This window comes from Streptomyces sp. NBC_00376, from assembly GCF_036077095.1.
Taxonomy (GTDB): domain Bacteria; phylum Actinomycetota; class Actinomycetes; order Streptomycetales; family Streptomycetaceae; genus Streptomyces.
In genome coordinates, this window is record NZ_CP107960.1 from 8,520,540 (window position 1) to 8,541,100 (window position 20,561).

At 68.0% G+C, this 20,561-nt stretch carries 21 protein-coding genes and 4 pseudogenes; 15 read left to right on the forward strand and 10 right to left on the reverse strand.

All coding sequences use genetic code 11. The features are described from left to right. The first annotated feature begins 47 nt into the window (after positions 1-47). From OG842_RS38185 to OG842_RS38205, 5 genes are all read left to right on the forward strand, one after another. Entirely contained in the window at positions 48-734 is a 687-nt protein-coding gene (locus OG842_RS38185; RefSeq protein WP_266734314.1) for an IS5 family transposase, read from the forward strand. Between the two features lie 102 nt (positions 735-836). Further along, positions 837-1,370: a hypothetical protein gene (locus tag OG842_RS38190; protein ID WP_266737219.1), complete on the forward strand. Its 534-nt coding sequence runs from the start codon at positions 837-839 to the stop codon at positions 1,368-1,370. A gap of 91 nt (positions 1,371-1,461) precedes the next feature. Then, positions 1,462-2,397, forward strand: a complete 936-nt coding sequence (locus OG842_RS38195) for a hypothetical protein (RefSeq protein WP_266734312.1) — start codon at positions 1,462-1,464, stop codon at positions 2,395-2,397. Positions 2,398-2,418: 21 nt separating this feature from the next. Beyond that, on the forward strand, positions 2,419-3,753 hold the full coding sequence (locus OG842_RS38200; protein ID WP_266734310.1) for a Dyp-type peroxidase: 1,335 nt from the start codon (positions 2,419-2,421) through the stop codon (positions 3,751-3,753). A gap of 17 nt (positions 3,754-3,770) precedes the next feature. After that, entirely contained in the window at positions 3,771-4,673 is a 903-nt protein-coding gene (locus OG842_RS38205) for a hypothetical protein (protein WP_266734308.1), read from the forward strand. Positions 4,674-5,416: 743 nt separating this feature from the next. On the opposite strand, the gene OG842_RS38210 is transcribed toward OG842_RS38205, so the two are convergent. Both OG842_RS38210 and OG842_RS38215 read right to left on the reverse strand, forming a co-directional pair. After that, positions 5,417-6,331 (reverse strand): transposase, encoded by a 915-nt coding sequence (locus tag OG842_RS38210; protein ID WP_266734307.1) that lies wholly within the window; start codon positions 6,329-6,331, stop codon positions 5,417-5,419. Between the two features lie 79 nt (positions 6,332-6,410). Continuing rightward, a pseudogene (locus OG842_RS38215) lies at positions 6,411-7,142 on the reverse strand (IS3 family transposase); the annotation flags it as partial. Positions 7,143-7,241: 99 nt separating this feature from the next. Between OG842_RS38215 and OG842_RS38220 the strand changes: the two are divergent. The 5 genes and pseudogenes from OG842_RS38220 to OG842_RS38240 all read left to right on the forward strand — a co-directional run bounded on the left by OG842_RS38220 (position 7,242) and on the right by OG842_RS38240 (position 10,991). Beyond that, positions 7,242-7,775, forward strand: a complete 534-nt coding sequence (locus tag OG842_RS38220; RefSeq protein ID WP_266734305.1) for a GrpB family protein — start codon at positions 7,242-7,244, stop codon at positions 7,773-7,775. A 31-nt stretch (positions 7,776-7,806) separates the two neighbouring features. Then, positions 7,807-8,781 (forward strand): annotated as a pseudogene (locus OG842_RS38225) (transposase family protein). Between the two features lie 144 nt (positions 8,782-8,925). Continuing rightward, entirely contained in the window at positions 8,926-9,408 is a 483-nt protein-coding gene (locus tag OG842_RS38230) for a hypothetical protein (protein ID WP_328512619.1), read from the forward strand. Positions 9,409-9,659: 251 nt separating this feature from the next. Beyond that, positions 9,660-10,412, forward strand: a complete 753-nt coding sequence (locus OG842_RS38235) for a COG1470 family protein (RefSeq protein WP_266734303.1) — start codon at positions 9,660-9,662, stop codon at positions 10,410-10,412. Positions 10,413-10,442: 30 nt separating this feature from the next. Further along, the gene (locus OG842_RS38240; RefSeq protein WP_266734302.1) at positions 10,443-10,991 is read left to right on the forward strand and encodes a hypothetical protein; all 549 of its coding nucleotides are present in this window, start codon (positions 10,443-10,445) and stop codon (positions 10,989-10,991) included. Between the two features lie 518 nt (positions 10,992-11,509). On the opposite strand, the gene OG842_RS38245 is transcribed toward OG842_RS38240, so the two are convergent. Beyond that, positions 11,510-12,526, reverse strand: coding sequence for a helix-turn-helix transcriptional regulator (locus tag OG842_RS38245; protein ID WP_266734300.1), 1,017 nt, complete (start codon positions 12,524-12,526; stop codon positions 11,510-11,512). 160 nt (positions 12,527-12,686) lie between these two features. Here OG842_RS38245 and OG842_RS38250 point away from each other — a divergent pair, with 160 nt between their 5' ends. After that, a complete protein-coding gene (locus tag OG842_RS38250) occupies positions 12,687-14,375 on the forward strand; it encodes an MFS transporter (protein ID WP_266734298.1) in 1,689 nt (562 codons plus the stop codon). Here the strand turns inward: OG842_RS38250 and OG842_RS38255 are convergent. The 3 genes from OG842_RS38255 to OG842_RS38265 form a co-directional block, all read right to left on the reverse strand. Further along, positions 14,333-14,722 (reverse strand): hypothetical protein, encoded by a 390-nt coding sequence (locus OG842_RS38255; RefSeq protein ID WP_266734296.1) that lies wholly within the window; start codon positions 14,720-14,722, stop codon positions 14,333-14,335. The genes OG842_RS38250 and OG842_RS38255 overlap by 43 nt on opposite strands. 462 nt (positions 14,723-15,184) lie before the next feature. Further along, on the reverse strand, positions 15,185-15,856 hold the full coding sequence (locus OG842_RS38260; RefSeq protein WP_266737218.1) for a hypothetical protein: 672 nt from the start codon (positions 15,854-15,856) through the stop codon (positions 15,185-15,187). Positions 15,857-16,014: 158 nt separating this feature from the next. Next, on the reverse strand, positions 16,015-16,218 hold the full coding sequence (locus OG842_RS38265; RefSeq protein WP_266734294.1) for a hypothetical protein: 204 nt from the start codon (positions 16,216-16,218) through the stop codon (positions 16,015-16,017). On the opposite strand from OG842_RS38265, the gene OG842_RS38270 reads away from it, so the two are divergent. Continuing rightward, positions 16,217-16,591: a hypothetical protein gene (locus OG842_RS38270; protein WP_266734292.1), complete on the forward strand. Its 375-nt coding sequence runs from the start codon at positions 16,217-16,219 to the stop codon at positions 16,589-16,591. The genes OG842_RS38265 and OG842_RS38270 overlap by 2 nt on opposite strands. A 55-nt stretch (positions 16,592-16,646) precedes the next feature. On the opposite strand, the gene OG842_RS38275 is transcribed toward OG842_RS38270, so the two are convergent. Then, complete coding sequence (locus tag OG842_RS38275; protein ID WP_266734291.1) at positions 16,647-16,961, reverse strand: hypothetical protein; 315 nt, start codon at positions 16,959-16,961, stop codon at positions 16,647-16,649. 194 nt (positions 16,962-17,155) lie between these two features. Here OG842_RS38275 and OG842_RS38280 point away from each other — a divergent pair. Next, a pseudogene (locus OG842_RS38280) lies at positions 17,156-17,428 on the forward strand (IS5/IS1182 family transposase); the annotation flags it as partial. A 15-nt stretch (positions 17,429-17,443) separates the two neighbouring features. Here OG842_RS38280 and OG842_RS38285 read toward each other — a convergent pair. Together OG842_RS38285 and OG842_RS38290 are read right to left on the reverse strand one after the other, a co-directional pair. Next, positions 17,444-18,427, reverse strand: a complete 984-nt coding sequence (locus OG842_RS38285; RefSeq protein WP_266734290.1) for an ArsR/SmtB family transcription factor — start codon at positions 18,425-18,427, stop codon at positions 17,444-17,446. Between the two features lie 133 nt (positions 18,428-18,560). Beyond that, entirely contained in the window at positions 18,561-18,713 is a 153-nt protein-coding gene (locus OG842_RS38290; protein ID WP_266734288.1) for a hypothetical protein, read from the reverse strand. A gap of 317 nt (positions 18,714-19,030) precedes the next feature. Here OG842_RS38290 and OG842_RS38295 point away from each other — a divergent pair, with 317 nt between their 5' ends. Together OG842_RS38295 and OG842_RS38300 are read left to right on the forward strand one after the other, a co-directional pair. Then, positions 19,031-19,405 (forward strand): sensor histidine kinase, encoded by a 375-nt coding sequence (locus OG842_RS38295; RefSeq protein ID WP_266734287.1) that lies wholly within the window; start codon positions 19,031-19,033, stop codon positions 19,403-19,405. A 32-nt stretch (positions 19,406-19,437) separates the two neighbouring features. After that, positions 19,438-20,071: pseudogene (locus OG842_RS38300) on the forward strand (response regulator). A 272-nt stretch (positions 20,072-20,343) separates the two neighbouring features. Here OG842_RS38300 and OG842_RS38305 read toward each other — a convergent pair. Continuing rightward, positions 20,344-20,553, reverse strand: coding sequence for a hypothetical protein (locus OG842_RS38305; RefSeq protein ID WP_266734285.1), 210 nt, complete (start codon positions 20,551-20,553; stop codon positions 20,344-20,346). Positions 20,554-20,561 lie beyond the last annotated feature (8 nt).

Here is a 20,561-nt window from a genome sequence, read left to right on the forward strand (position 1 = left end):
GGGCGAGTCTCCTGACTTGAGTGGGGTGTTGGGGTCTGGCTGGCTTTATGGGCCGTGGAGATCCGACGAACGCGGAGTGGGATCGGCTGGAGTCGTTCTTGCCTCCTGGTGGTGCGCGTGGAGGCCGCTGGAGCGATCACCGTCGGGTGATCAATGGGATTCTCTGCAGGGGGCCGGGCGGGGACGAACCAGGTCGATCCGGCTCTGCGGAGACTGGCGGTCCGGATGGAGGAGGTGGTCAGATCGGCGAGTGTCCGGGACGTTCCCGCGGAGGATTCACCACGAGGCTTCACCTCGTCGCCGAGGGGCGATGCCGGCCCCTCGCCTTCGTCCTGACCCCCGGACACTACGGTGACGGCCCCCAGGTCGAGCGGGTGCTGGAGCAGGTCTCCGTGCCCCGAGCCGGAGTCGGCCTGCCTCGCACCCGTGCAGGCCTTGTCCTGGCGGACAGGGCCTGCACGTCCCGGCGGAACCGCCTCTACCTGCGACGACGCGGAATCCGGCACACCATCCCCGAACGTCTCGACCAGCAGAGGCATCGGGAGAACCGAGGTTCCCGAGGCGGTCGGACCGCCGGTTTCGACAGCGAGCGCTACAAGAAGCGCAGCACAGTCGAGCGCGCCATCAACCGTCTCAAAGGCTTCCGGGTCGTCGCCACCCGCTACGAGAAGCGTGCCAATATCCACCTCGGCACCGTCACGCTCGCAGCGCTCGCCATCCGGCTCCGAACATGATCCGAGAACAGTGCCTAGTTCACGCCTGTCCGGCAGGCGCGCCCAACGTTGAGGCGCGAAGATGGAATCGTCCCGGTTCGCTGGTCGGCGGGAGGAGTGGACATGGAGATCAGGCCTCAGGCAGTCGTCCTCCCAAAGGGGACGGATCATCTCGAACAGGGGAAGTACGGGCCCGTTTTTCCCATGACTCCGGCGTGTTACGGGTTCACCATCGTCGCGCAGGTCAAGCCCGGTCACGCCGATGCCATGCGCGAGTACGGCTACTCGCTGGCCAAGGCGCTCGAACAGGATCCGTACCTTCTCGCGCCATTGAAGCTGCACTACCTGCGGTGGGTTCTCTTCGACGATGACACGCGCTTCATGTACCAGGGAATCTTCGACACAGACTTCGACAAGTACACCGAGGACGCCATCGCGCTGTTCTCGAAGGCGGGCGTGAGCACGGCGTTCGAGCATCTGGAAGGATTCCCCGAGGACTGGCGGACCAATCCGGAGGCGTTCGTCGGATTCGTCCGTGAGCACCACTGTCCGAGCTTCATCGAGTACGGAGAGTACCCGTACGTGACGGCGGACGAGATCAAGAAAGCCCTGCGGATCAAGAGCGCTCTGTCGGAGATACTCGACCAGATGCAGTGAGGCTGGGAGCTGGGCGATGAGTGAGGCCAGAACAGCGCGGACCTACAACCAGCGGCACATTCCCCGGAAGTACACCCCTGCCGGACGGCGTGTGAGCATTTACGTCTCGTGGAGCTATCCCGCCGAGGCGAGCCGGAACGCGGCCGAACTGGACAACCGGTTCTCCACCATGACCGAGGTCCGGCGGGTGGCGTGGCCGGCCTACGAGGACCCGAAGTGGTCGGACCCTTACCAGTTCCAGCAGGGCATCGCGGGATCGCTGGAGCTGTTCTTCCGGGCCTGGGTGCCGTTCCAAGAATTCGTCGCGGAGGTCACCGGGCATCCTGTCCCGGTCTACCAGCGCATCGACCAGGCCGGTTTCCACACCCCCCTCGATGGGCGGGTACTCGACGACACAGACGTCCTGTTCGTTTTCGGACTCGACCACATGATCACCGGACAGGAAGCCGAGCCCGGCGAGATCGAGGCCCTGCGGTCCTTCCTCTCGCGGGAGGACGCCCGCCTCGTCCTGGGACCCCATCACGACGTCGGCGCGTCGGACGACCTGTCCGTGCGCGAGGTGGAGTACCGCCACCACGGCGATCCCCTGGTGCCTCGCCAACAACGGTTCGCCACCTACGTCAGGGGTGTGATGAACGGCCTGGACGTGCCCGTCATCAACCAATACGGGCTGCGCCCCGCCACCGGTCGGGACAACCGGATCGTCCCCCTGTCGACCCTCAGGGATCTGGACGAGAAGGGATGGCTGAACGGGGTGACGAATTTCAACTTCCACATGCACCTGCCGCACTACGCGGTGACGACCGACGAGCCGCAGGCCATCCATGTGCTGGCCCGGCAGCCGATCGACACGTCCCGGCCCCATCCGTTCACCAAGGACGGGAACACCGAGTTCAACATGCTCTTGTGGATGCCCCCTGGCGATGACCGCGCGGCAGACGTGCTGCTGGCCGATTCAACGATCTTCAGCACACTCTTCGGCGCCGACGACAGCCTGCGGAACTTCTGGCGCAACCTCGTCTCGTAGCGATGCCGCAGGGAGGCTGATATGAGTGCACCCACGGACGTCACGTTGGAACTCGACGACATCCAGCGCGGGGTCCTCAGCCCGCGCCCCACCCCGTACGCGGCGACGTACCTGGTCTTCCGTATCGACGACCGTTCCCAGGGCCGGGAGTTGATGCAGCGGGCAAGCACGGTGGCGACCTCCGCCGCCGACACCTCCAGCCCTCTCGGGAACACCTGGGTCAGTGTTGCAGTCACGTACTGGGGCCTGGAGGCACTGGGGACGCCACGTTCATCGCTGGCCACGTTCGCCTGGGAGCTCCGGCAGGGCATGGCCGCCCGTGCGCGGGCGCTGCGCGACGAGGGAACGAGCAGCCCGCAGCACTGGGAAGCACCTCTCGGCACGCACGACGTTCACGTGGTGATCACGGCCGTCGCACCCGACCCTCTGAGCTTGGAGGCGGCCATCGACCGCGCACGGCCCGCCTACGAACGCCTGTCCGGCGTGACAGCGATCTGGCGGCAGGACTGCTACGCCCTGCCCACCGAGAAGGAACACTTCGGCTACCTCGACAGCGTCAGCCATCCGGCTGTCGAAGGCAGCGGTATCCCAGGGTCCAATAAGTTGGAAGCTCCTCTGAAGAGCGGGGAGTTCGTCCTCGGTTACCCCGATGAGATCGGCGGCGTCCAGACACCTCAGCCGCCCGTGCTGGGGCGCAACGGCAGCTACGCGGTCTTCCGCAAACTCCACCAGAACGTCGTCGCGTTCAGGCGCTACCTGAAGGACAACTCCACCGGCGACCACGACGAGGAACTGATCGCCGCGAAGATCATGGGCCGCTGGCGCAGCGGGGCCCCACTGGCACTCGCCCCGGAGCGCGACGACCAAGCCCTAGGCGCCGACCCCAACCGCCGCAACACCTTTCTGTACGAACAGGACGACCCGATGGGATTCACCACTCCCGGTGGCTGCCACATCCGCCGCGCCAACCCACGCGACGCCTCAGTTGCCGGAGAGGTGCGTCTGCACCGCATGATCCGGCGCGGCGCCGTGTACGGCCCGCCATTGCCGGAAGGAGTGCTGGAGGACGACGGAGCGGACCGCGGTCTGATGTTCGCGTTCATCGGCGCCCACCTGGGCCGCCAGTTCGAGTTCGTCCAGTCGGAGTGGATGAACGACGGCGTCTTTTTCGGGGCCGGCAGCATGAAGGACCCCGTCGTCGGCGCCGAGGACGGGCAGACCCGCTACACCATTCCTCGAAGGCCGGTGAGGCGTTGCCTGGCCCCGCTGCCCCGGTTCGTCGTCACCCGAGGAGGCGAGTACTGCTTCGTGCCGAGCCTGAGCGCCCTGCGCTGGCTCGGGGACCTCCACGACTGACAGGGCCGGCAAGCGCCATGAATACCCTGCATCTCGTCCTCAACGCCGTCACTGTCATTTTCATCGCGGCCACCATGTTCGCCGCCGGCCTACGAGCCACCGTCCCGGCACTGCGCGGCGTCTTCGCCGACGTCCTCCTGCTGCTGCTGGCGCTGACCGCCAACATGATGGTCATCCCGCTGCTCGGCTGGGGCATCGGCTCCCTGCTCGGTCTCCCCTCAGCCTCCTTCACCGCCCTCATCCTGATCGCCTCGTCCCCGGGCGGCCCCTTCGGGGCGAAGCTGGCGACCGTACAGCAAGGCGACCTCGTCACAGGCGCGGCGATGCAGGTACTGCTCGCCTCCATCGGCAGCCTCACCTTCGCCCCCACCGCCAGCGCCGTGCTCAGCGCCGCCGACATCGGCACCAAGGTCTCCCTCGACGTCGGCGCACTCGTGCGGACAGTGGCGCTCCTGCAGCTCGTCCCGTTCGTCATCGGCCTGCTCCTGCGCCGCTACGCCGAACCCACCGCACAGTCCTGGCATCCCACGGCAGCAGCCCTTTCCAGCATCACGTTCCTCATCGTGCTTGCAGGCATGCTGCTGGGCAGCTGGCACGATGTCGTCGACCTCTTCGGCTCACTCGCCCTGCTCGCGGGTTTCCTGCTCGCCGCCTTCGCCTTCGCCCTGGGAACACTGCTGGCCACCGGCCCGATGACTCGCCGTACCACCATGGGAGGCGTCGCCTCCGTGCGCAACGCCGGCCCCGCGCTGGCCGCCATCGGCCTCGCCTTCCCCGACCAGCCCACCGTCCTCGGCGCGCTCGCTGCCATACTCCTCAGCGGCCTGGCGGCATCCCTTCTGATCTCCACACTGCTCAGCAGGCGCAGGGGTGTTCCGAAGACGCCGCAGGAACACACCGACCAGGCGACTACTCAGTGATTCGCTCACCGAAAATCAACTGCCCAGCCCGGCGAACGGCCTCCTTCGGCACCACAAACCGCCCCCTTGTCAGCAGGAAGATTCCCGCCCCCTGTCCGTTCTGCCCGCGTACCGCCTCTGCGGCAAGGACCTTGGGTTCCGCGACCTCCTGGTGGCCCTGGGTGTCGAGGTGGGCGATGTTCTCTGCCGTTCATCGCGCAGGTGCCGGTCGGACTTGGGCCGCCTGAGGCGGACGTTGAATGCCGGGACCGACAGGTGCAGTTCCCGGCACACGGGCTCGACCCCGACGTCGTCGCGGAGTTGGTTGATCACCGCGTCAGCCTCGTGCGGGGCTGGTCGAGAGAGTGGTGTGAGCAGCACCACCTCCAAGCGTCCGCAGTGGTGCCGGCCGCCCGGCAAGAAGTCGGCCCGGAAGGGGGGCGGCGGCGAAGGCGGCGCGTGCCGGCACCCCGACTGGCGAAATCTGCGGCTGACGCCGACGCAGCTCAAAGCAATCAGTACCGCTTCTGAAGTTCTGAGGCGTCGGTGATCCCGTGTATCCGAAGTCTGCGTTGAGATTCCGTATTTCCCAGTTTGTATGAGGGCGGTTGGGGGACAAGGCGGTGACCGGATTGGGCCATGCGGGTGTCCGCGTACATGGTCTTGCGGGTGCCTGCAGGCCTCCGGGTGACCGATGCTGGTACCCCTTACGAGCTGGTGCGTGATTGTCTTGGAGACGTGGGGGCCTGAGCTGGGGGTTTGTGTCAGCCGGTGGTGTTGCGGTCGGAGACGAGGCCAGCGACGGCCCGGTAGGTGACGGGCGGGGTCTCCCGGCGGTGGGTCCAGCGGACCAGTTGCTTCCAGCGTTTGTGATCGGCGAGGGCGTGTTCGACGGTAATGCGCTTCGAGGAGTGCCGGTGTCGGGCTCGTAGGCGGGCTTCGAGGACCTCGGGCGGGCTGATCTTGTTTCCCTTCCTGGGTGGGGTCACCGCCTGGCCGGGGTGATCGCGGCGGAGCCCGAGGCAGCCGTCGTCCAGGAGGACCTCCACGTCGGGAAAGTGCCGGAAACAGGTACCGATGTCTTCGTTGCGTGCGGCGGTCGCGTCGTGCATCCGCCCTGGCCGCAGGGCATCGGTCCAGAGCGTGCGGCCCTGATGGTCGGCGACGACGGTGGCCTTCATCGTGTTCTGTTTCTTCTTGCCCGAGACGAACGCACGGCGCCCGCCGCGGCCGGCCGGGGGCCGGCGGACCTGGACCTCGGTGGCGTCCAACCGCAGCTCGATGCCCTCGGCCTGGGCGTATGCGAACACATCCGCCAGAGTCCGCAGCCGCAGGCCGGGCCGGTCCGGGACCGCGCATCCCCGCTCGGCCAGCAGCCCTCGTATCTCGCCGATCGCACGGGTGATGGTGGAGCGGTCAACGCCGAACAACAGCCCCAACGCCGCATGCGGCAAATCGTGCCGCAGGTGAATCAGCGTGGCCACGAGCCGGTCGACGAACACCAGCCGATGCCGGGCACCGGCTCCTGCCTCGCGCTTCCTGGCCCCGCCGCGAGCTTCGTGACGACGCCCCTCGACCACGGCCTGCCACGGTCCCGCCAACTCCTCAACCAGGGAGGCGAGATGCCCCCGGGAGACCCCTGTGAACACCTGATGCGCGAGAACCGTCCGACTGAGCATGATCGCCACATCCGGATCATGCCATCCACCAGCAAGAACACATCACCGGGACTGCTGCATGATCGGGTGACAGCGGGGTTTATGCAGCCAGGGCTGCGGGTGGAGTCATGATGGTCTCGTACTCGACGGGGGTCAATCGGGCCAGGCGTCTCTGACGCCGGCGGCGGTGGTAGGTGCGCTCGATCCAGGTGACGATCGCGATCCGCAGCTCCTGACGGGTGGCCCAGGCACGGCGGTCGAGGACGTTCTTCTGCAGCAGCGCGAAGAAGCTCTCCATGGCCGCGTTGTCGCCGACGGCACCGACCCGGCCCATCGATCCGATCATGCTGTGACGTGCGAGAACGACGACGAATTTCCGTGAGCGAAATTGCGACCCGCGGTCGGAATGCACGATGCATCCTGCGACCTGGCCGCGGCGGGCGACGGCGGATTCAAGGGCTCTGACGGCGAGGCTGGACTTCATCCGGGCGTCGATGGAGTAGCCCACGATGCGGCCCGAGTAAACGTCCTTGACCGCGCACAGATACAGCTTGCCCTCGCCGGTGGCGTGCTCGGTGACGTCCGTCAGCCACAACCGGTTCGGCCCGGATGCGGTGAAATCTCGCCTCACCCGGTCGTCGTGGACCGGAGGGCCGACCTTGACGTTCTTGCCCCGGCCCCGCCGCTTACCGAACGCGCTCCACCAGCGGTTGTCGCGGCAGATCTTCCAAGCGGTCCGCTCGGCCATCGCCTCGCCGGCCGCACGGGCCTCATCGGCCAGGAAGCGGTGGCCGAACTCCGGGTCGTCGCGGTGAGCGGCGAACAGGGCGTTCGCCCGGGACTGCTGCATGATCGGGTGACAGCGGGGTTTATGCAGCCAGGGCTCTCACGGTGGTTCGATCAGCCCTGACGCCCCTGGGAGACTGTCGATATGACTCGCCTGATCGTGGTTAGTGGCTACGACCCCCAATGGCCCGAGCGGTTCGAGGATCTGCGGCAGCGGCTGGCACCTCATGTCGCGGATCTGGCTGTGTCCATCGAGCATGTCGGCAGTACGGCCGTGCCCGGGTGCGCCGCCAAACCGATCATCGACCTCGAAATCGTGGTGGCCGAGGAGGTTGTCATGCCCGAGTTGATTTACCGGCTCGTCGGGCAGGGCTACCGACACGAAGGCAATCTAGGGATTCGGGGGCGTGAGGCATTCCAAGCCCCTTCTGCGGCTTCCAAACATCATTTGTACGGCGTGGTCGCAGGCTCAAAACCGCACCTTGATCACGTCCTACTCCGTGACTACCTGCGTCAGCGGCCCGATGAAGTACAGCGCTACAGTGCGTTGAAGATGGCACTGGCGCAGCGGTTGCCTGCCGACAGCGAGGGCAGGCTGGCCTACTCGGCGGCGAAGAGCGCTGTGGTGGAGGAACTGGTCGCGAAGGGCTACGCCGCTCGGGCCGCCAGCGGATCGTGACGTACGGCGGACCGCACGGGTTGGTGATGTTATGACGCATTACCGAGCCCGCGCAGCCTTGTCCCATCCTGCCTTCTGCGGCCTCGACCGTGCACATCTCGGCGGTTTGATCGACGAGTTGGCCAATCCCTGGACTGCCTGGTGCGAGTCCGCACTGCGCGAGCGCAGAGGCGGCGACCGTCGTCGGGCGGCCGGAGCCGGACCAGACCACAAGTTGGCCTTCACCGACCGGGTGCTGGTCACCGTGGTCTACCTGCGCCTGCAACTGCCCCACGCGGCCCTTGCCGAGCTGTACGGCGTGACCCGCCCCACCGTCACCCGAGCCATCCACGAGATCCGTCCGCTGCTCGCCGCCCGCGGCTTCGCCGTCCCTCACCGGCCCGGCATTCGCCTGCGCACCCTGGCCGACGTCTTCGCCTACGCCGAAGCCGAAGGTGTCGAGCTGCGGATCGACGGCACCGAGACCCAGGTCCGGCGCCCCAAGGCCGGACGCTCCGGCCGCAAGGCTTTCGTCTCAGGCAAGAAGAAACAGAACACAGCCAAGACCACGACCATTGCCGACGGCTCAGGGCGTCTGCTGTGGTCCGGGGCCGACCGGCCCGGCCGGATGCACGACCAGACCGCCATGCGCACCGAGGGCATCACCGAGCAGCTGCGTCTGCATCCGCAGGTCAAGGCGAAGGTCGATGAGGGCTACCGGGGCTTGGCCAACGGCCCCGACCAAGTGCAGGCTCCCCCGCGCAAGCCGAAGGACGAAGCACCGCTGGGCGAGAGGTACTCCTGGCGTGAGGAACGCCGACGCCATTCCTCGGCATGAATCTGCGTGGAGCACACCATCGGCGAGGTGAAGAAGTGGCGGCCGCTCCAGCGGTACATCGGACGGCGTGAGTACTACACGGAAACGCACGCTGCCATCGCCGGGCTGGTCTCCGACCGCGCGGCGCGAAGGCCCACCCGGCGACGCACCAGCACTGAGCTGGTGTTCATTCGCCCGGCCGCCTGCTGATCACCCACCAGTCAATCCGCCAGGCAAGCACGCCCCGACCTCAATCGCGTACCGAGTCGTAAGGGTCAACTGATCCTTGGCAGAACGCAGATGAGAACTCTGCCTGCGGCGGCTGTCGGAGCTGCCGTACTGACGCTGGCCACAGTGACCCCTTCGGCGCAGGCTGCGGATACGACCGTCACCTTCACGGTGCAGGGCCAGAATCTGGCTGTCAGCGCGCCGGCCAGCGCGGCATTGTCGAACACCAGCTTCGGCGGTACGGCCACCGGGCAGCTCGGCACGGTAACGGTCAACGACCAGCGCGGTGGCGTGCCCGTTCCGTGGACCGCGACGGTGACCTCCACAGCCCTCACCACCGGTGCCGGAGGAGCCAACCAGTCCATCCCCAACAGCGATGTCGAGTACTGGTCGGGGCCCGCCACAAGCACGAACGGCAGCGGCACCTTCACTCCCGGCCAGGCGACCGCGGCCGCAGCCGTCATGCTCTCCTCCGCGCAGACAGCGTTCGCGCACACAGGGGGTGGTGGCGCCAACAGTGCTTCCTGGAACCCCACGTTGATCGTGAACGTCCCCACCACCGTCGCCGCCGGCCAGTACTCCGGTACGATCACGCACTCGGTGGCCTGACGGCACTATGAAGCGAGTTCTTGCATTCCTGGCGGCGGCAGGGCTGTTCAGCCTGCCCGCCGCCGCCACAGCACACACATCGCCGGGCGGACCCCGGATCACCTTGGGAATCAAGCTGCTCGAAGCTCCCGTCGAGCGCAAGGACGATCCGCGTGCCTCCAGCTACATCATCGACCACCTGACACCCGGCACCACGATCCAACCGCAAACTAGAGGTTGCCAACGACAGCCGCAAACCGCTGAAACTGCGCATGTACGCGGGAAGGGCAGGTATCCACAAAGGCCGGTTCGTCTACCCGCCTGAGGGCAGGGGCAACGAACTCACCGACTGGATCTTCCTGGAACCGGCCCAACTCGAACTGCGCCCGAACTCCAAAGCTCGGGTCCGGGCCACTATCCGGGTTCCGCGCAGGGCTTCGGAGGGCGAGCGCTACAGCGTGATCTGGGTCCAGCATCGCTCGGCCCCCGGACGGCATGCCAACATCGCGATGGTGCAGCGCGCCGGTATCCGCGTCTACCTGGACATCGGCCCCGGCGGTGAACTGCCCTCCGACTTCCGCATCACCAGCCTCGTCCCTGCACGCGACCGTAGCGGCCTGCCCCAACTGCGCGCCCGGGTACGCAATACCGGGGCGCGGGCTGTGGACATCACCGGCAAGCTGATGCTGAAGAACGGCCCGGACGGCCTGGCGGCCGGCCCCTTCACCAGCAACCAAGGCCCCACGCTCGCCCCCGGCGACAGCGGACAGATCACCTTCACCCTCGGCACCAGCGTCCCCCAAGGACCGTGGGCGGCGGAGGTCACCCTGCGCAGCGGACTCCTCGAGCACACCGCGACCGGGCGCGCCTCGTTCCCCGATGCCGGAGAAGGGCGGCCGGTGCAGGCCGTGATCGCCTCCGTCGGCTCCAACCGCTGGCTCTGGGCGGCGGGCGCCGCAACCCTGGTCGCCCTTGGCCCGCTCACGCTGGCCGTGCGCAAACGCCGCCAGAACACCACCTCCTGACCTCACACACCACGGCACCGACGGAAATTTGTGCACACCCGCAACCTGCTCACCGCCGCCCTGCTCACGGCGCTCCTCCAGTCCTCCCCCGTACCCTCCGCGTCCGTGCCGACCACGGGCACACCGACCCCACAAGCGACGAGCCCGGGGACGACCCGCGCCCTGGCGCAACCAAGCCTCTCGATCAGCGTGCCGACGACCGCCGACCTGGGCACGGCCTCACCCGGCAGCACCCACAGCGCACAACTGGGCACCGTCACAGCCACGGGAACCGATGCCCCCCAATGGGACGTCACCGCGACCGCCACGGCCCTGACCACAACAGGCGGCACCATCGCCACCAGCAACATCGCCTACTGGTCCGGACCCGCCACCGTTGACACGGGTCACGGCGCATGCCACCCCGGCAAGGACACAGCCACCCAGCAGGTCACACTCAACGCGCCCCGGACGGCGTTCCACCACACGGGATCGACCGACAACGAGAGCTGCAGCTGGAACCCCACCCTGGTCATCACCGTGCCCGCCAACGCAGTCGTCGGCCACTACACCGGCACCATCACCCACTCCGTCGCCTGACGAGCCACACACGCCGGTCCTGGGCCCCGTGCTCGTGGCCTTGAGCTGGAGCACCCATTCGCCGTCAGTACCTGATCTCGAACCCTGGCGAGCATTTGCCCAGCTCAGAATCGAACGGGGCTTTGTTCGGCGTGTTCTGGCGGCGCGGTGAAACTGCTCGCTTTGCTGGTTGGGGCCGGATGTCCGCCCAGGTTGGTCACGCCCAGCCCATCAAGGAGTATGAGGTGGGCTGCGGCTGTGGGTGGCCCTCGTCGGACACGCAGTCCTTGAACGCGTTCTCTCGTTGGGACGACGAATACGCGTCCGTGAGGGCGTCCATGGTCGGGTCGGCATCGTCCGATTCAGACCCATGCCTTGGCTGCCAGATCTGTGCAGTATGCACGCGCTTCGAGGACAGTCATCTGCGTGGTTCGAGTGCCGGCCGGCCCGCTGGTGGCGGGCACCGTGATGGGCTGAACACTCTTGCCGTCCTTGCCGTTCTTTCCTGCCGGGCCGCGACACCGCGAGGGCCGGGCACCCTACTCGTCCGAGGGCTGTCCGGCCGACGGCCTCGCGCGCCTGCCAGTACGGGGAATCTCCACGTCAAGGCGGCCCATCACTTCCCGGGCCGCTTGCGCGAGTTCGGGCGGGCCCTCGACGGTGAACCGGCAGTTGAAGGTGACCAGGAAGCCGATGAGCCCCGACCACGACCAGGCGCCCATCCGGATCCGGGTGATCCGCTCGTCGACCGCTTCGAAACTTGCCGCGCCCGGAGCCCATTTCGCCACCAGCGTCGCGGGGCACTCCATCAGGACGGTGCCCCAGCAGGGCCAGGTGTCCGGTGTGTCACCGCGATCGGGCTGGCTCTGCACGAAGCGGGTGATGTCCGCCTCGGGAGCGTCCCGCCAGCCGAAGCGCCAGGCGGTGGGGACCAGGTTCCCGATGCGGTCGAGCCGGTAGGCGTGCCAGGAGTTCCTGTGCTGGTCGTAGGCGACCATGTACCAGCGTCCGGACCAGACGACGAGCCGGTGGGGTTCGGCCAGGACCTCGCTGTTCTCCACCGCGTCGAGATCGATGGACCGGTAGGAGAACCTCACCAGCTCACGTTGTTGGGCTGCGGCGCTCAGTTGCGCCACCAGTGCGGGATCGACCTGGGGTGGAGCAAGTTCCCAGGCGTTCTCGATCTGTTCGACGGAGAAGGCCGCGAGGTGGCGGGCCAGGTGGGGCGGCAGGAGCTCCCTGATTGAGTTCAGCGCACGCTTCGTGGCGTCCCCCATACCGGCCACGGAGGCCGGCGCCGTCTGGAGGGACAGCGCGATGGCAATGGCCTGCTCGTCGTCGACTGTCAGCGGAGGGAGACGCGCGCCGCGCGACAACCGGTAGTAGCCGGAGGGGCCCTTGGTCGCCGTGACGGGGTACCCCAGCTCGCGGAGCCGGCTGATATCTCGCCGGACGGTTCGCGGGGACACGCCCAGCCGCTCGGCCAGCCCGTCGCCGGTCCACTCCTTCTGGGCCTGAAGCAGGCTGAGGAGCTCCAGCGTTCGGTTGGCGATCACGGATTGTCCTTCGCATTGGGGCCAGTAGAGGTCAGCACACTTCCTCTTCTCCTGCGATGGTGCCACTGGCCCGGAGGCGAGACGCGTCCCCGCCTGCCCCAGTATTTCGCCCTCGGCGGCCTATCCGGGTGCGTTGCACAGAACGGAACGGAGGAACGCAGTGTCTGAAAATCCAACTCGGCCCTCACCGGCCGACCGGGTCGCCTGGCTGGGTCTGGTCGCCATTTCCCTCGGTGTCTCGCTGGTGGTCGTGGACTTCACCATAGTCAACGTGGTGATGCCGCCGATCATCGACGATCTCAAGATCTCGGCTTTCGGCGCCCAGTGGATCCAGGAGTCCTACGCCATCATTCTGGCCGCTCTGCTGCTGCTGATGGGCCGCTTCTCGGACCTCGTGGGAGCCCGCCGCCTTTTCCTCATCGGGACCGTGATCTTCGGGCTGGCGAGCGTCGCTGCGGCGCTGTCGCCCAACGGGGAGTTCCTGATCACCAGCCGGTTCGTGCAGGGCGTCGGTGGCGCGACCGTCATGCCGACATCGCTGGCACTGCTCAACATGACCTTCCGGGGTCCGGACCGCAGCAAGGCCTTCGCTGTCTGGGGATCCACGATCGGTGCGGCCGCCGCGGTCGGACCGTTGCTGGGCGGCTGGCTCGCCGAATACTCCTGGCGGTGGGCCTTCGGCATCAACATCTTTGCCGTGCTGCTGATCCTCGTGGGCAGCATGAAGTTCCTGCAGAAGTCCCCCCGGCAACCGGGCAGGATCGACGCCGTCGGCGGGGTGCTGTCGGTGCTGGGCCTCGGACTTCTCGCATTCGGGCTGATCGAGGGACGTAACTACGGGTGGTGGGGCGCGCGGAAGAGCCTCGGTCCCTTCGGGGACGGGGTGGAGCTGTCGGTCGTCCCGGTCGCTCTGGCCATCTCAGTGGTGTCCCTCGTGCTCTTCCTGTGCCTGCAGGTTCGGCTGACCCGGAAGAACGGCACCGCGCCGCTGATGGACACCTCGCTGTTCGGCATCAAGTCCTTCAGTACGGGCAACATCGCGACGCTGATCATCGCGCTGGCCGAGTTCGGCATCCTCGCTGTCCTGCCCCTCTGGCTTCAGTACACCCTGGGGTGTTCCGCGGTGCAGACCGGGCTGATGGTCTTCGTCGTCGCGATCGGCAGTTTCTCCGCGAGCGGTGCGAGCTTCGGCATGGCCGAGAAGGCCGGCCCTATTGGCCTGGTCCGTATCGGCCTGGTTCTCGAGGCCATCGGACTGCTGATGTTCGGCCTGCTGGCCAGCAGCGACTCCCCGTGGTGGGTCATCGGAATCGCCCTGTTCCTGTACGGGACGGGCGTCGGTTTCGCCACCGCGCAGGTCACCAATGTGGTCCTGGCGGACGTGCCGCCACAACAGGCCGGCCAGGGATCCGGAATCCAGAGCGCCGCGCGCCAGCTCGGCTCCGCGCTCGGCATCGCGGTTCTGACGTCGACATTCTTCACGGCGCTGGCCTCCGACCTGTCCGATAGGCTCGCCCAGCAGGGGACACCCGGAGCGGACCAGCTGGCTTCGGCGGTCTCCGACAGCGCGGGCGCCATGATCTCCGGGCTGAGTCAGAACCCGGAGACGGAATCGGCCGCCGCGGCGGCCCGTGACGCAATGTCCCACGCGATCCAGATCAACGGCTACACCTGCGCCGCGCTGCTGGCGTTCGGAATGCTGGCGACCTTCCTCATCCCCCGGCGCAAGCCGGATGCCCAGCAGTGGGGAGAGGCGCACGCTCCCGGCGGGGCGCCGGATACCGGCGTCAACGCCGAGCAGACCTCTCAGCGGTCTGAGCGGTCGTGGTGCTCCAGGCTGCCCCAGTAGGTGTGTCCGTGGTCCTCGGCCCAGCGGATCTGGTCGAGGACCCACTGGCGACGGTCTTCGTCGATCCGCACCTGGTAACCGTGGCGGTCGTCGTGCCGGATCCAGTGGCGGCCTCCATCGCGATCCTGCTTCCAGTGGCCACGGGCGTCGCTGCCCCGGTCGCCGAGTGCGCCGTGCCGGTCCCCGTCGTGGTGGTCGGTGATCCGGACGGTGGATACGGCGCCCGGCTGGGTGCTGCTCGGGTGAGTCGCCGCCGAGGCGGTGCCGCCGGTGGCGAGAAGCCCGGCTGCGGCGATGGCGGTCGAGGCGATCGCGACGAGAGTCCGACGAACGATGCTGCTTGTCATGATTTCCCCTCTTTCTCCACCCTGTGATGTGCATGGGCGAGTCAGTCCGTGGTTGCCTTGCTGGCAGTGAAGACACTAACCCCGAATGGTTGAATGATGAACTACTTCTGGTGAGTGAGGTCCACCACGCGCCGAAGAGCCGTTGCGTCGGAATACTCGCGCGAAACCCGATGTTGCGAGCCGGTTGCCGGGCGGCTGCCGAGGGTCTTCCCACCAGGCGCCACTGGGCTTGATCCGCTTTGACGGACAACCGAATCAGGCGGGGCCGAGCCCTCCGGAAAGACGGGCGGGAGACGGCGGTCTTGCCGTGCCTCGGGATGGCCGTTGCCCCGAGGCACGGCAGGGCGGGTTCACCGGCCGAGAGGGCTTCGCCCTGCGGCCCACCCGGCGCCCTCCCGCTGCAGCACCGCCGGATGCTGCAGGTGCGCTCCGCGCCCGCGAAGCCTGTCAGACAGGCTCAGGTCAGGAAAACGGGCCAGCCGCGATGGCATAGCCGATCGCGGCGGCTGCGTCGGCAACGCCCGCCAGGGATGCCTTGTCGTTCAAAGCCGTGACCACATCCTGAGTCAGCGGGCGGAGGGCATACACGTGGCGTACCGCGTCGATGTCGACCGGGATCTCGTAGTAGTCCTCGGCGAACTTCTGGAATGCCTCCGGCGATGGGTCGACCAGCAACTGGAACAGCCAGCCCGAGCCGTCGGGGTCGGCGCTGTCCTCGGGGAAGTCGATCTCTCCCGCCTGCCAGCGCTCGCTTCCCGCCTCACGCCACATGCAGGCCGTCACCTGGGGCATTCCGTCGTCCGTGAAGGCCGGATCTTCGACGCAACTGCGGAACACCTCGGGGACCGAGTCCACGACGCCCGGCCAGGGCTCGTCGTCGACATACGGGCTCATCGCCGACTCGTGGTCGAAGCCTCGGACATACGCGCCCGCCGGAGAGAAGATGACGTCGAACTCGTCCCCCGAGCCGTTGCGCATGGAGGCGATCTCCTCCGTCTCGGACCAAGCCCGGCTGAATGAGTAGTAGCGCTCGCCGTCCGGGTTCAGCACGGCCTCCAGCATGGCCATCGACCGACACCGGTCCCGCAGCGTCGGGATGTCAGGAAGCGCCTCGGCAACATCGTGAACGGTCATGGCGCCCATCCAACCGCACGCCACTGACACCCACCTGGGTGCGGTCGGTGGCTGGAACCCGGTGGACCGGCGGCACTCTTCCCGTGAGTTCTACCGTCGGTGGAGTCGGTGGTACGGGCAAACCGACGAGCATCAAGAGCGAGGAAGTGCGCAACCGGCTACGGGTCCTCGCCGACGACCGCGGCACCACCATCACCCAGCTGCTGGAAGAGCTCGCCGGCCGCGAGGTCACGAAAGCCGAGCGTGAGCAGCGTGCTGTCGAGGCTGCCCGTGAGCTCGGCATCGAGTACACCGAGCAGGTCCAGCAGGCGGGCAGGACGCCTGGGCGAAGATCCGCGCCCATCAGGGCGGCGCCGCCGCATGAACCTGACGGTCGTCCTGGACACACCGCTCTGGCCGCTCTGTACCGCGCGGATCCCTTCTTCACCGGCCGGTACATCGAAGCCTCCCGCGGTACCGGCCGGCGTCATCGTCCCTTCGCTGTCGGTCCTTGCTGCGGAGCGGCAGGTCACGGGTGCGGGCCGGCACGCGGCGTCCCTGCGGTTCGCGGAGAATGTTCCGTTCACTGCCGGGCACGCGGTGGATGCGATGGACTGGAGAGCCGTGGACTGGCCGGTGGCTCATGCTGTTGCGATCGCCTGGCACGCGGTGAAGGCGGGGGATCCGGTGACGGTCCCGTTTCTGGAACCCGAGCTGTACGCGGGTACCGGCATTACCCCGTTGAACCCCACCTGACCCCGCGCTTTGGAAGGAGGCTGCGCCCGCGGGGAACGGCCCCCTTCTCGTTGGTTCAGCGCCCGGTATGGTGCGCCTGCCGTGCGGATACCATGCCGCGCCAGCGATCGCGGGTGCGCTGTTCGCCGTCCAGCCACCGGGATCCGGAGACCTGGTCGATGGGTACGTCGGCCATGAACTGGGCGATGTCGACGTGGTACGTGTAGTTGTCGCGGGTGAGGTCGCGCAGTCGGGAGATCGCGGTGCCGACCTTGTCGTGGTCGTTCTTGACGGCGTGGTGGGAGCACACGGCGAGTTCGGCCATGACCTGGGCGGAGACGATGCCGGCAATGACGGCCTCCGTCCGCAGGACGCGGGCGCGGTCCTCCACGTCCCGGGTGATTCCCGCAGCGCGTACGTGGGTGGCAATCCGGGTGGTCAGTACGGTGGCGCGCAGGCCGAGCTCGACGTCGTCGTCGGCCCGATGGGGGTCGGTGAAGGCGAGGACGAAGGCTCGCTGCGCCTGGCATGTGGCCCGTTCACCCGCGACGCCATGCTGTTCGGCGTCGTTGCGGGCTGCCTCGACGTCCCCGCCAGTGCCCCGACGCCTTCTACGCCGACCGCGGTCACGACTACCGCCGCCAGGTCCGTGAGCCGGGCATCCGCCCGCTCATCGCCCAGCGCGGCACCGAGCACGGAAGCGGCCTGGGCAGGAACCGCTGGGTCGTCGAAGCGGCCTTCGCGCTTCTGCGCTGGTTCCGCCGGCTGCGTGGCTGCTGGGAAATCCGTGCCGACATCCACCAGGCCTTACTCACCCTCGGCTGCGCAATCATCTGCCGGCGGCGCCTCAAAGAATAGTGCTGATCCGGGCCCTCAGCCCGAACCGCCGATCAGTGCCTCGCCGAGCGGGGTGCGCCGGTAGAGCACCGACCGTCCGGACCGGGCGCGGACGAGCAGCCCCGCGTCTCGCAGGATGGCGAGGTGGTCTCCCACCGCGCCGGGTGCCATGGCGAGGCTTCGGGCGAGGTGGCTGGTGCTGGCCGGGGCATCCAGCGCCACCAGCAGCCGGACTCGGGCCCTGCCGACCAGAGCGGCCAGCGTGTCCGGTTGGGGGACGGTCTCCTGTTCGCCCCACAGGGCGGCGCTGCCGCGGGCAGGATAGATCAAGGTCCTGGGCCAGGGGTCTTCCAGGTGGGCAGCGACAGAGGGCCCGACGAAGACCGAAGGGATCAGCAGTAGCCCGTCCCCGGCGAGGCGGACTGTTCCGCCTCGGGGGAAGAAACCGAGCTCGATACCGCCGTCGCGCCAGGTGATGCCCGGGTGCAGGCTTTCGATGGTCCTGGCCCAGCCGTGTTCACCGATCACACCCACCCGGTGCACGACATCGCGTTCACAGATAGCGCGCAGTTGTGGCCAGTCCGCGGCTAGCAGCTCGTGCCAGGCCTGGTCCATCGCCTCGGCGATCCGGGGGACGGCGTCCGTCGAGTCCAGCACTGCGCGTACGCGGGGATCACGGGCGGACGGTCCGGTCGCGGTGGTGGCGAATTCGTGGCGGGCCGTTTCCAGTGGTGTGGCCCGGATCGTGGACAGGTCCTCTGCCCAGGTCTGGTTGAGGCCCCGTGGGGGCGGGGCGATGAAGTCCGCACCGGATCGCGGGGTGTGCAGCGCGAGGGCGGCGTTCAGTTCGGTCTCGCGGCGAAGCCGTTCAAAGGCCGGCAGGAGTCGGGTGGCCCTGGCTCGCGGCAGCGGCCGGTCTTGGCCGGCGAGTGAGCGTAGCAGTGTGCAGAGTTCCATCGCGGGTGACAGTGCGAAGCGGCTGCGCAGCAGGTCTTCGACGGTGACTTCGAAGCGGAGCACCGCGCCATGCTACCGAAGGACGTCTGTTCCGATTCGTCCAGCGACGAATCATTGGTGGGTGACATCGGCGTACGGCGAGGCTGGGCGTCATGACCCCAACCGCCGAATCCGGGCAGGGCAACCACCGTGCCACCTATCGGGAGGTGCTGGCCGAGCCGCGATTCCGGCTGCTCTTCTCGACCCGCACCGTAGCCGTCACCGCAGACTCGCTGCGGATCACCACGTTCTCGGTGCTGGTCTTTGCGACCACCGGCTCCGCGCTGCTGAGCGCACTGGCCTTCGGCATCGGCTTTCTCCCGCAGCTGTTCGGCTCGCTGCTGCTGGGCTCACTGGCCGACAGACTTCCGCCCCGCGCGCTCATCGCCGGCGGCTACGCCCTGGAATGCGCCGCCGCCCTGCTGCTCGCCCTGGTGCAGATGCCGATCGTGGCAAGCCTCGGTGTCGTGGCGCTGGTCGCCCTCGTTGCACCGGTGTTCAGTGGCGCGTCGAGGAAACCGGTGGCGAGGCGCTTACCGCGATGCGTCGGGTGGTCGGGCTGCTGCGCGACACCGAGGACGTCGCACCACGGCTCCCACCGCACCTGGTCGGCAGCAACTGGCCGAAATGGTCAGCCGGTTCGACGGGCACGGACCCGAGGTGCACCTACGACTGCCCACGGACCCCACGCCCTGGCCGCCGGAAGTGGCAACCACCGTCCACCGGATCGTCCAGGAGTCCCTCACCAACATCGCCCGCCACGCCGCGCATGCCGGCTCCGCCACCGTCGACGTCACCCACGGCCCGGACGGCGTCACCGTCACGGTCACCGACGACGCCCCGCCCGGCCGCACCCGGCCCAGGCGCCACGGCGGCTTCGGCCTCATAGGCATGCGCGAACGCGTAGAGGCACTCGGTGGCCAACTGAGCGCCGGCCCCGGCCGGGACACCGGCTGGTCGGTCCGCGCCACCCTGCCTGCCCCCGGCAAGGAGACCCGTTGAGTATCCGCGTCCTGCTCGCCGACGACCAGGCGATGATCCGCAGCGGCCTGCGTCTCATCCTGGAGGACCATGAAGACATCACCGTGGTCGGCGAAGCCGCCGACGGCGCCGAGGCGGTCGCACTCGCCCGCCGACTGCGCCCGGACGTCTGCCTCGTCGACATCCGCATGCCGGGACTGGACGGCATCGACGTCACCCGCGCCCTGGCCGGCCCCGGAATCACCGACCCGCTCCGGGTGGTCATCGTCACCACCTTCGACCTGGACGAGTACGTCCACGGCGCACTGCGCGCAGGGGCGGTCGGCTTCGGCCTCAAAGGCGCCGCCCCCGCCCTGCTCACCGAGCCCGTCCGGGCCGCACACGCCGGAGACGCCCTGATCTCCCCGTCCATCACCCTGCGCCTGCTCCGCGGCCTTGCCCCGGCGCGGACGGCGTCCCCGGCCAGGCCCGCACGGCCGCTCACGCCACGGGAGACGGAAGTGATCCGGGCCATCGCCTGGGGCCGCACCAACCGGGAGATCGCCACCGCCATGTTCATCACCCTCAGCATCGTCAAGGGCCACCTGGCCACCATTTCGGGACAAACTCGGCGTCCGTAATCGCGTCGAGGTCGCCGCCTGGGCCTGGGAGAGCGGCCGCATGGACTCCTGCGGACCAAGCACATGAGGACACGAAACGGGCTCGGTGCCCGTGCTGTCGGAACCGGTCTCGTTCGCCCCGTGCACGGCGATGGTGTCCGGCCTGGCCTGCGGCGACGTCAACGAAGTCGGGGCGCATCCTCGGGATGTGACCGTCCCCGGCCGACGCTCGCCGGGGTCCTGTTCCTTCGTACGGGGGTCCGGCGGCCCGGCCCGGCGATACCGTGGCGACATACGCCGGACACACAAAGACGATCTATCGGATCACGCTTCGCAGTGAGGGCGAATCCCGCAGATTGATCATGACTCGATACGCGCCCTGGCAGGGTCACGTGCCAGGACCTGGAATTGGGCCGCGTCGACCTGGACGTCCTCCTTGGGCGGGAGGCCCGCCGCGTTGATCCGGCGCTTGGCCGGCCGCACGGCCGCCTCCGGGAATCCGGCGATGCGCTCGGCGAGGCGCTCGACGTAGGGGACCAGCTCCTCGTCCGGCACAGCCTTGTTGACCACACCGATGC

What these genes read in the sequence shown, in the direction of transcription:
- OG842_RS38185 (WP_266734314.1), top strand. Translation starts at nt 48, where the DNA reads ATGGGCCGTGGAGATCCGACGAACGCGGAGTGGGATCGGCTGGAGTCG.
- OG842_RS38190 (WP_266737219.1), top strand. Translation starts at nt 837, where the DNA reads ATGGAGATCAGGCCTCAGGCAGTCGTCCTCCCAAAGGGGACGGATCAT.
- OG842_RS38200 (WP_266734310.1), top strand. Translation starts at nt 2,419, where the DNA reads ATGAGTGCACCCACGGACGTCACGTTGGAACTCGACGACATCCAGCGC.
- OG842_RS38205 (WP_266734308.1), top strand. Translation starts at nt 3,771, where the DNA reads ATGAATACCCTGCATCTCGTCCTCAACGCCGTCACTGTCATTTTCATC.
- OG842_RS38210 (WP_266734307.1), bottom strand. Translation starts at nt 6,331, where the DNA reads ATGCTCAGTCGGACGGTTCTCGCGCATCAGGTGTTCACAGGGGTCTCC.
- OG842_RS38220 (WP_266734305.1), top strand. Translation starts at nt 7,242, where the DNA reads ATGACTCGCCTGATCGTGGTTAGTGGCTACGACCCCCAATGGCCCGAG.
- OG842_RS38235 (WP_266734303.1), top strand. Translation starts at nt 9,660, where the DNA reads ATGTACGCGGGAAGGGCAGGTATCCACAAAGGCCGGTTCGTCTACCCG.
- OG842_RS38255 (WP_266734296.1), bottom strand. Translation starts at nt 14,722, where the DNA reads ATGACAAGCAGCATCGTTCGTCGGACTCTCGTCGCGATCGCCTCGACC.
- OG842_RS38260 (WP_266737218.1), bottom strand. Translation starts at nt 15,856, where the DNA reads ATGACCGTTCACGATGTTGCCGAGGCGCTTCCTGACATCCCGACGCTG.
- OG842_RS38270 (WP_266734292.1), top strand. Translation starts at nt 16,217, where the DNA reads ATGAACCTGACGGTCGTCCTGGACACACCGCTCTGGCCGCTCTGTACC.
- OG842_RS38265 (WP_266734294.1), bottom strand. Translation starts at nt 16,218, where the DNA reads ATGCGGCGGCGCCGCCCTGATGGGCGCGGATCTTCGCCCAGGCGTCCT.
- OG842_RS38290 (WP_266734288.1), bottom strand. Translation starts at nt 18,713, where the DNA reads ATGCCGAAGGCCAGTGCGCTCAGCAGCGCGGAGCCGGTGGTCGCAAAG.
- OG842_RS38295 (WP_266734287.1), top strand. Translation starts at nt 19,031, where the DNA reads ATGGTCAGCCGGTTCGACGGGCACGGACCCGAGGTGCACCTACGACTG.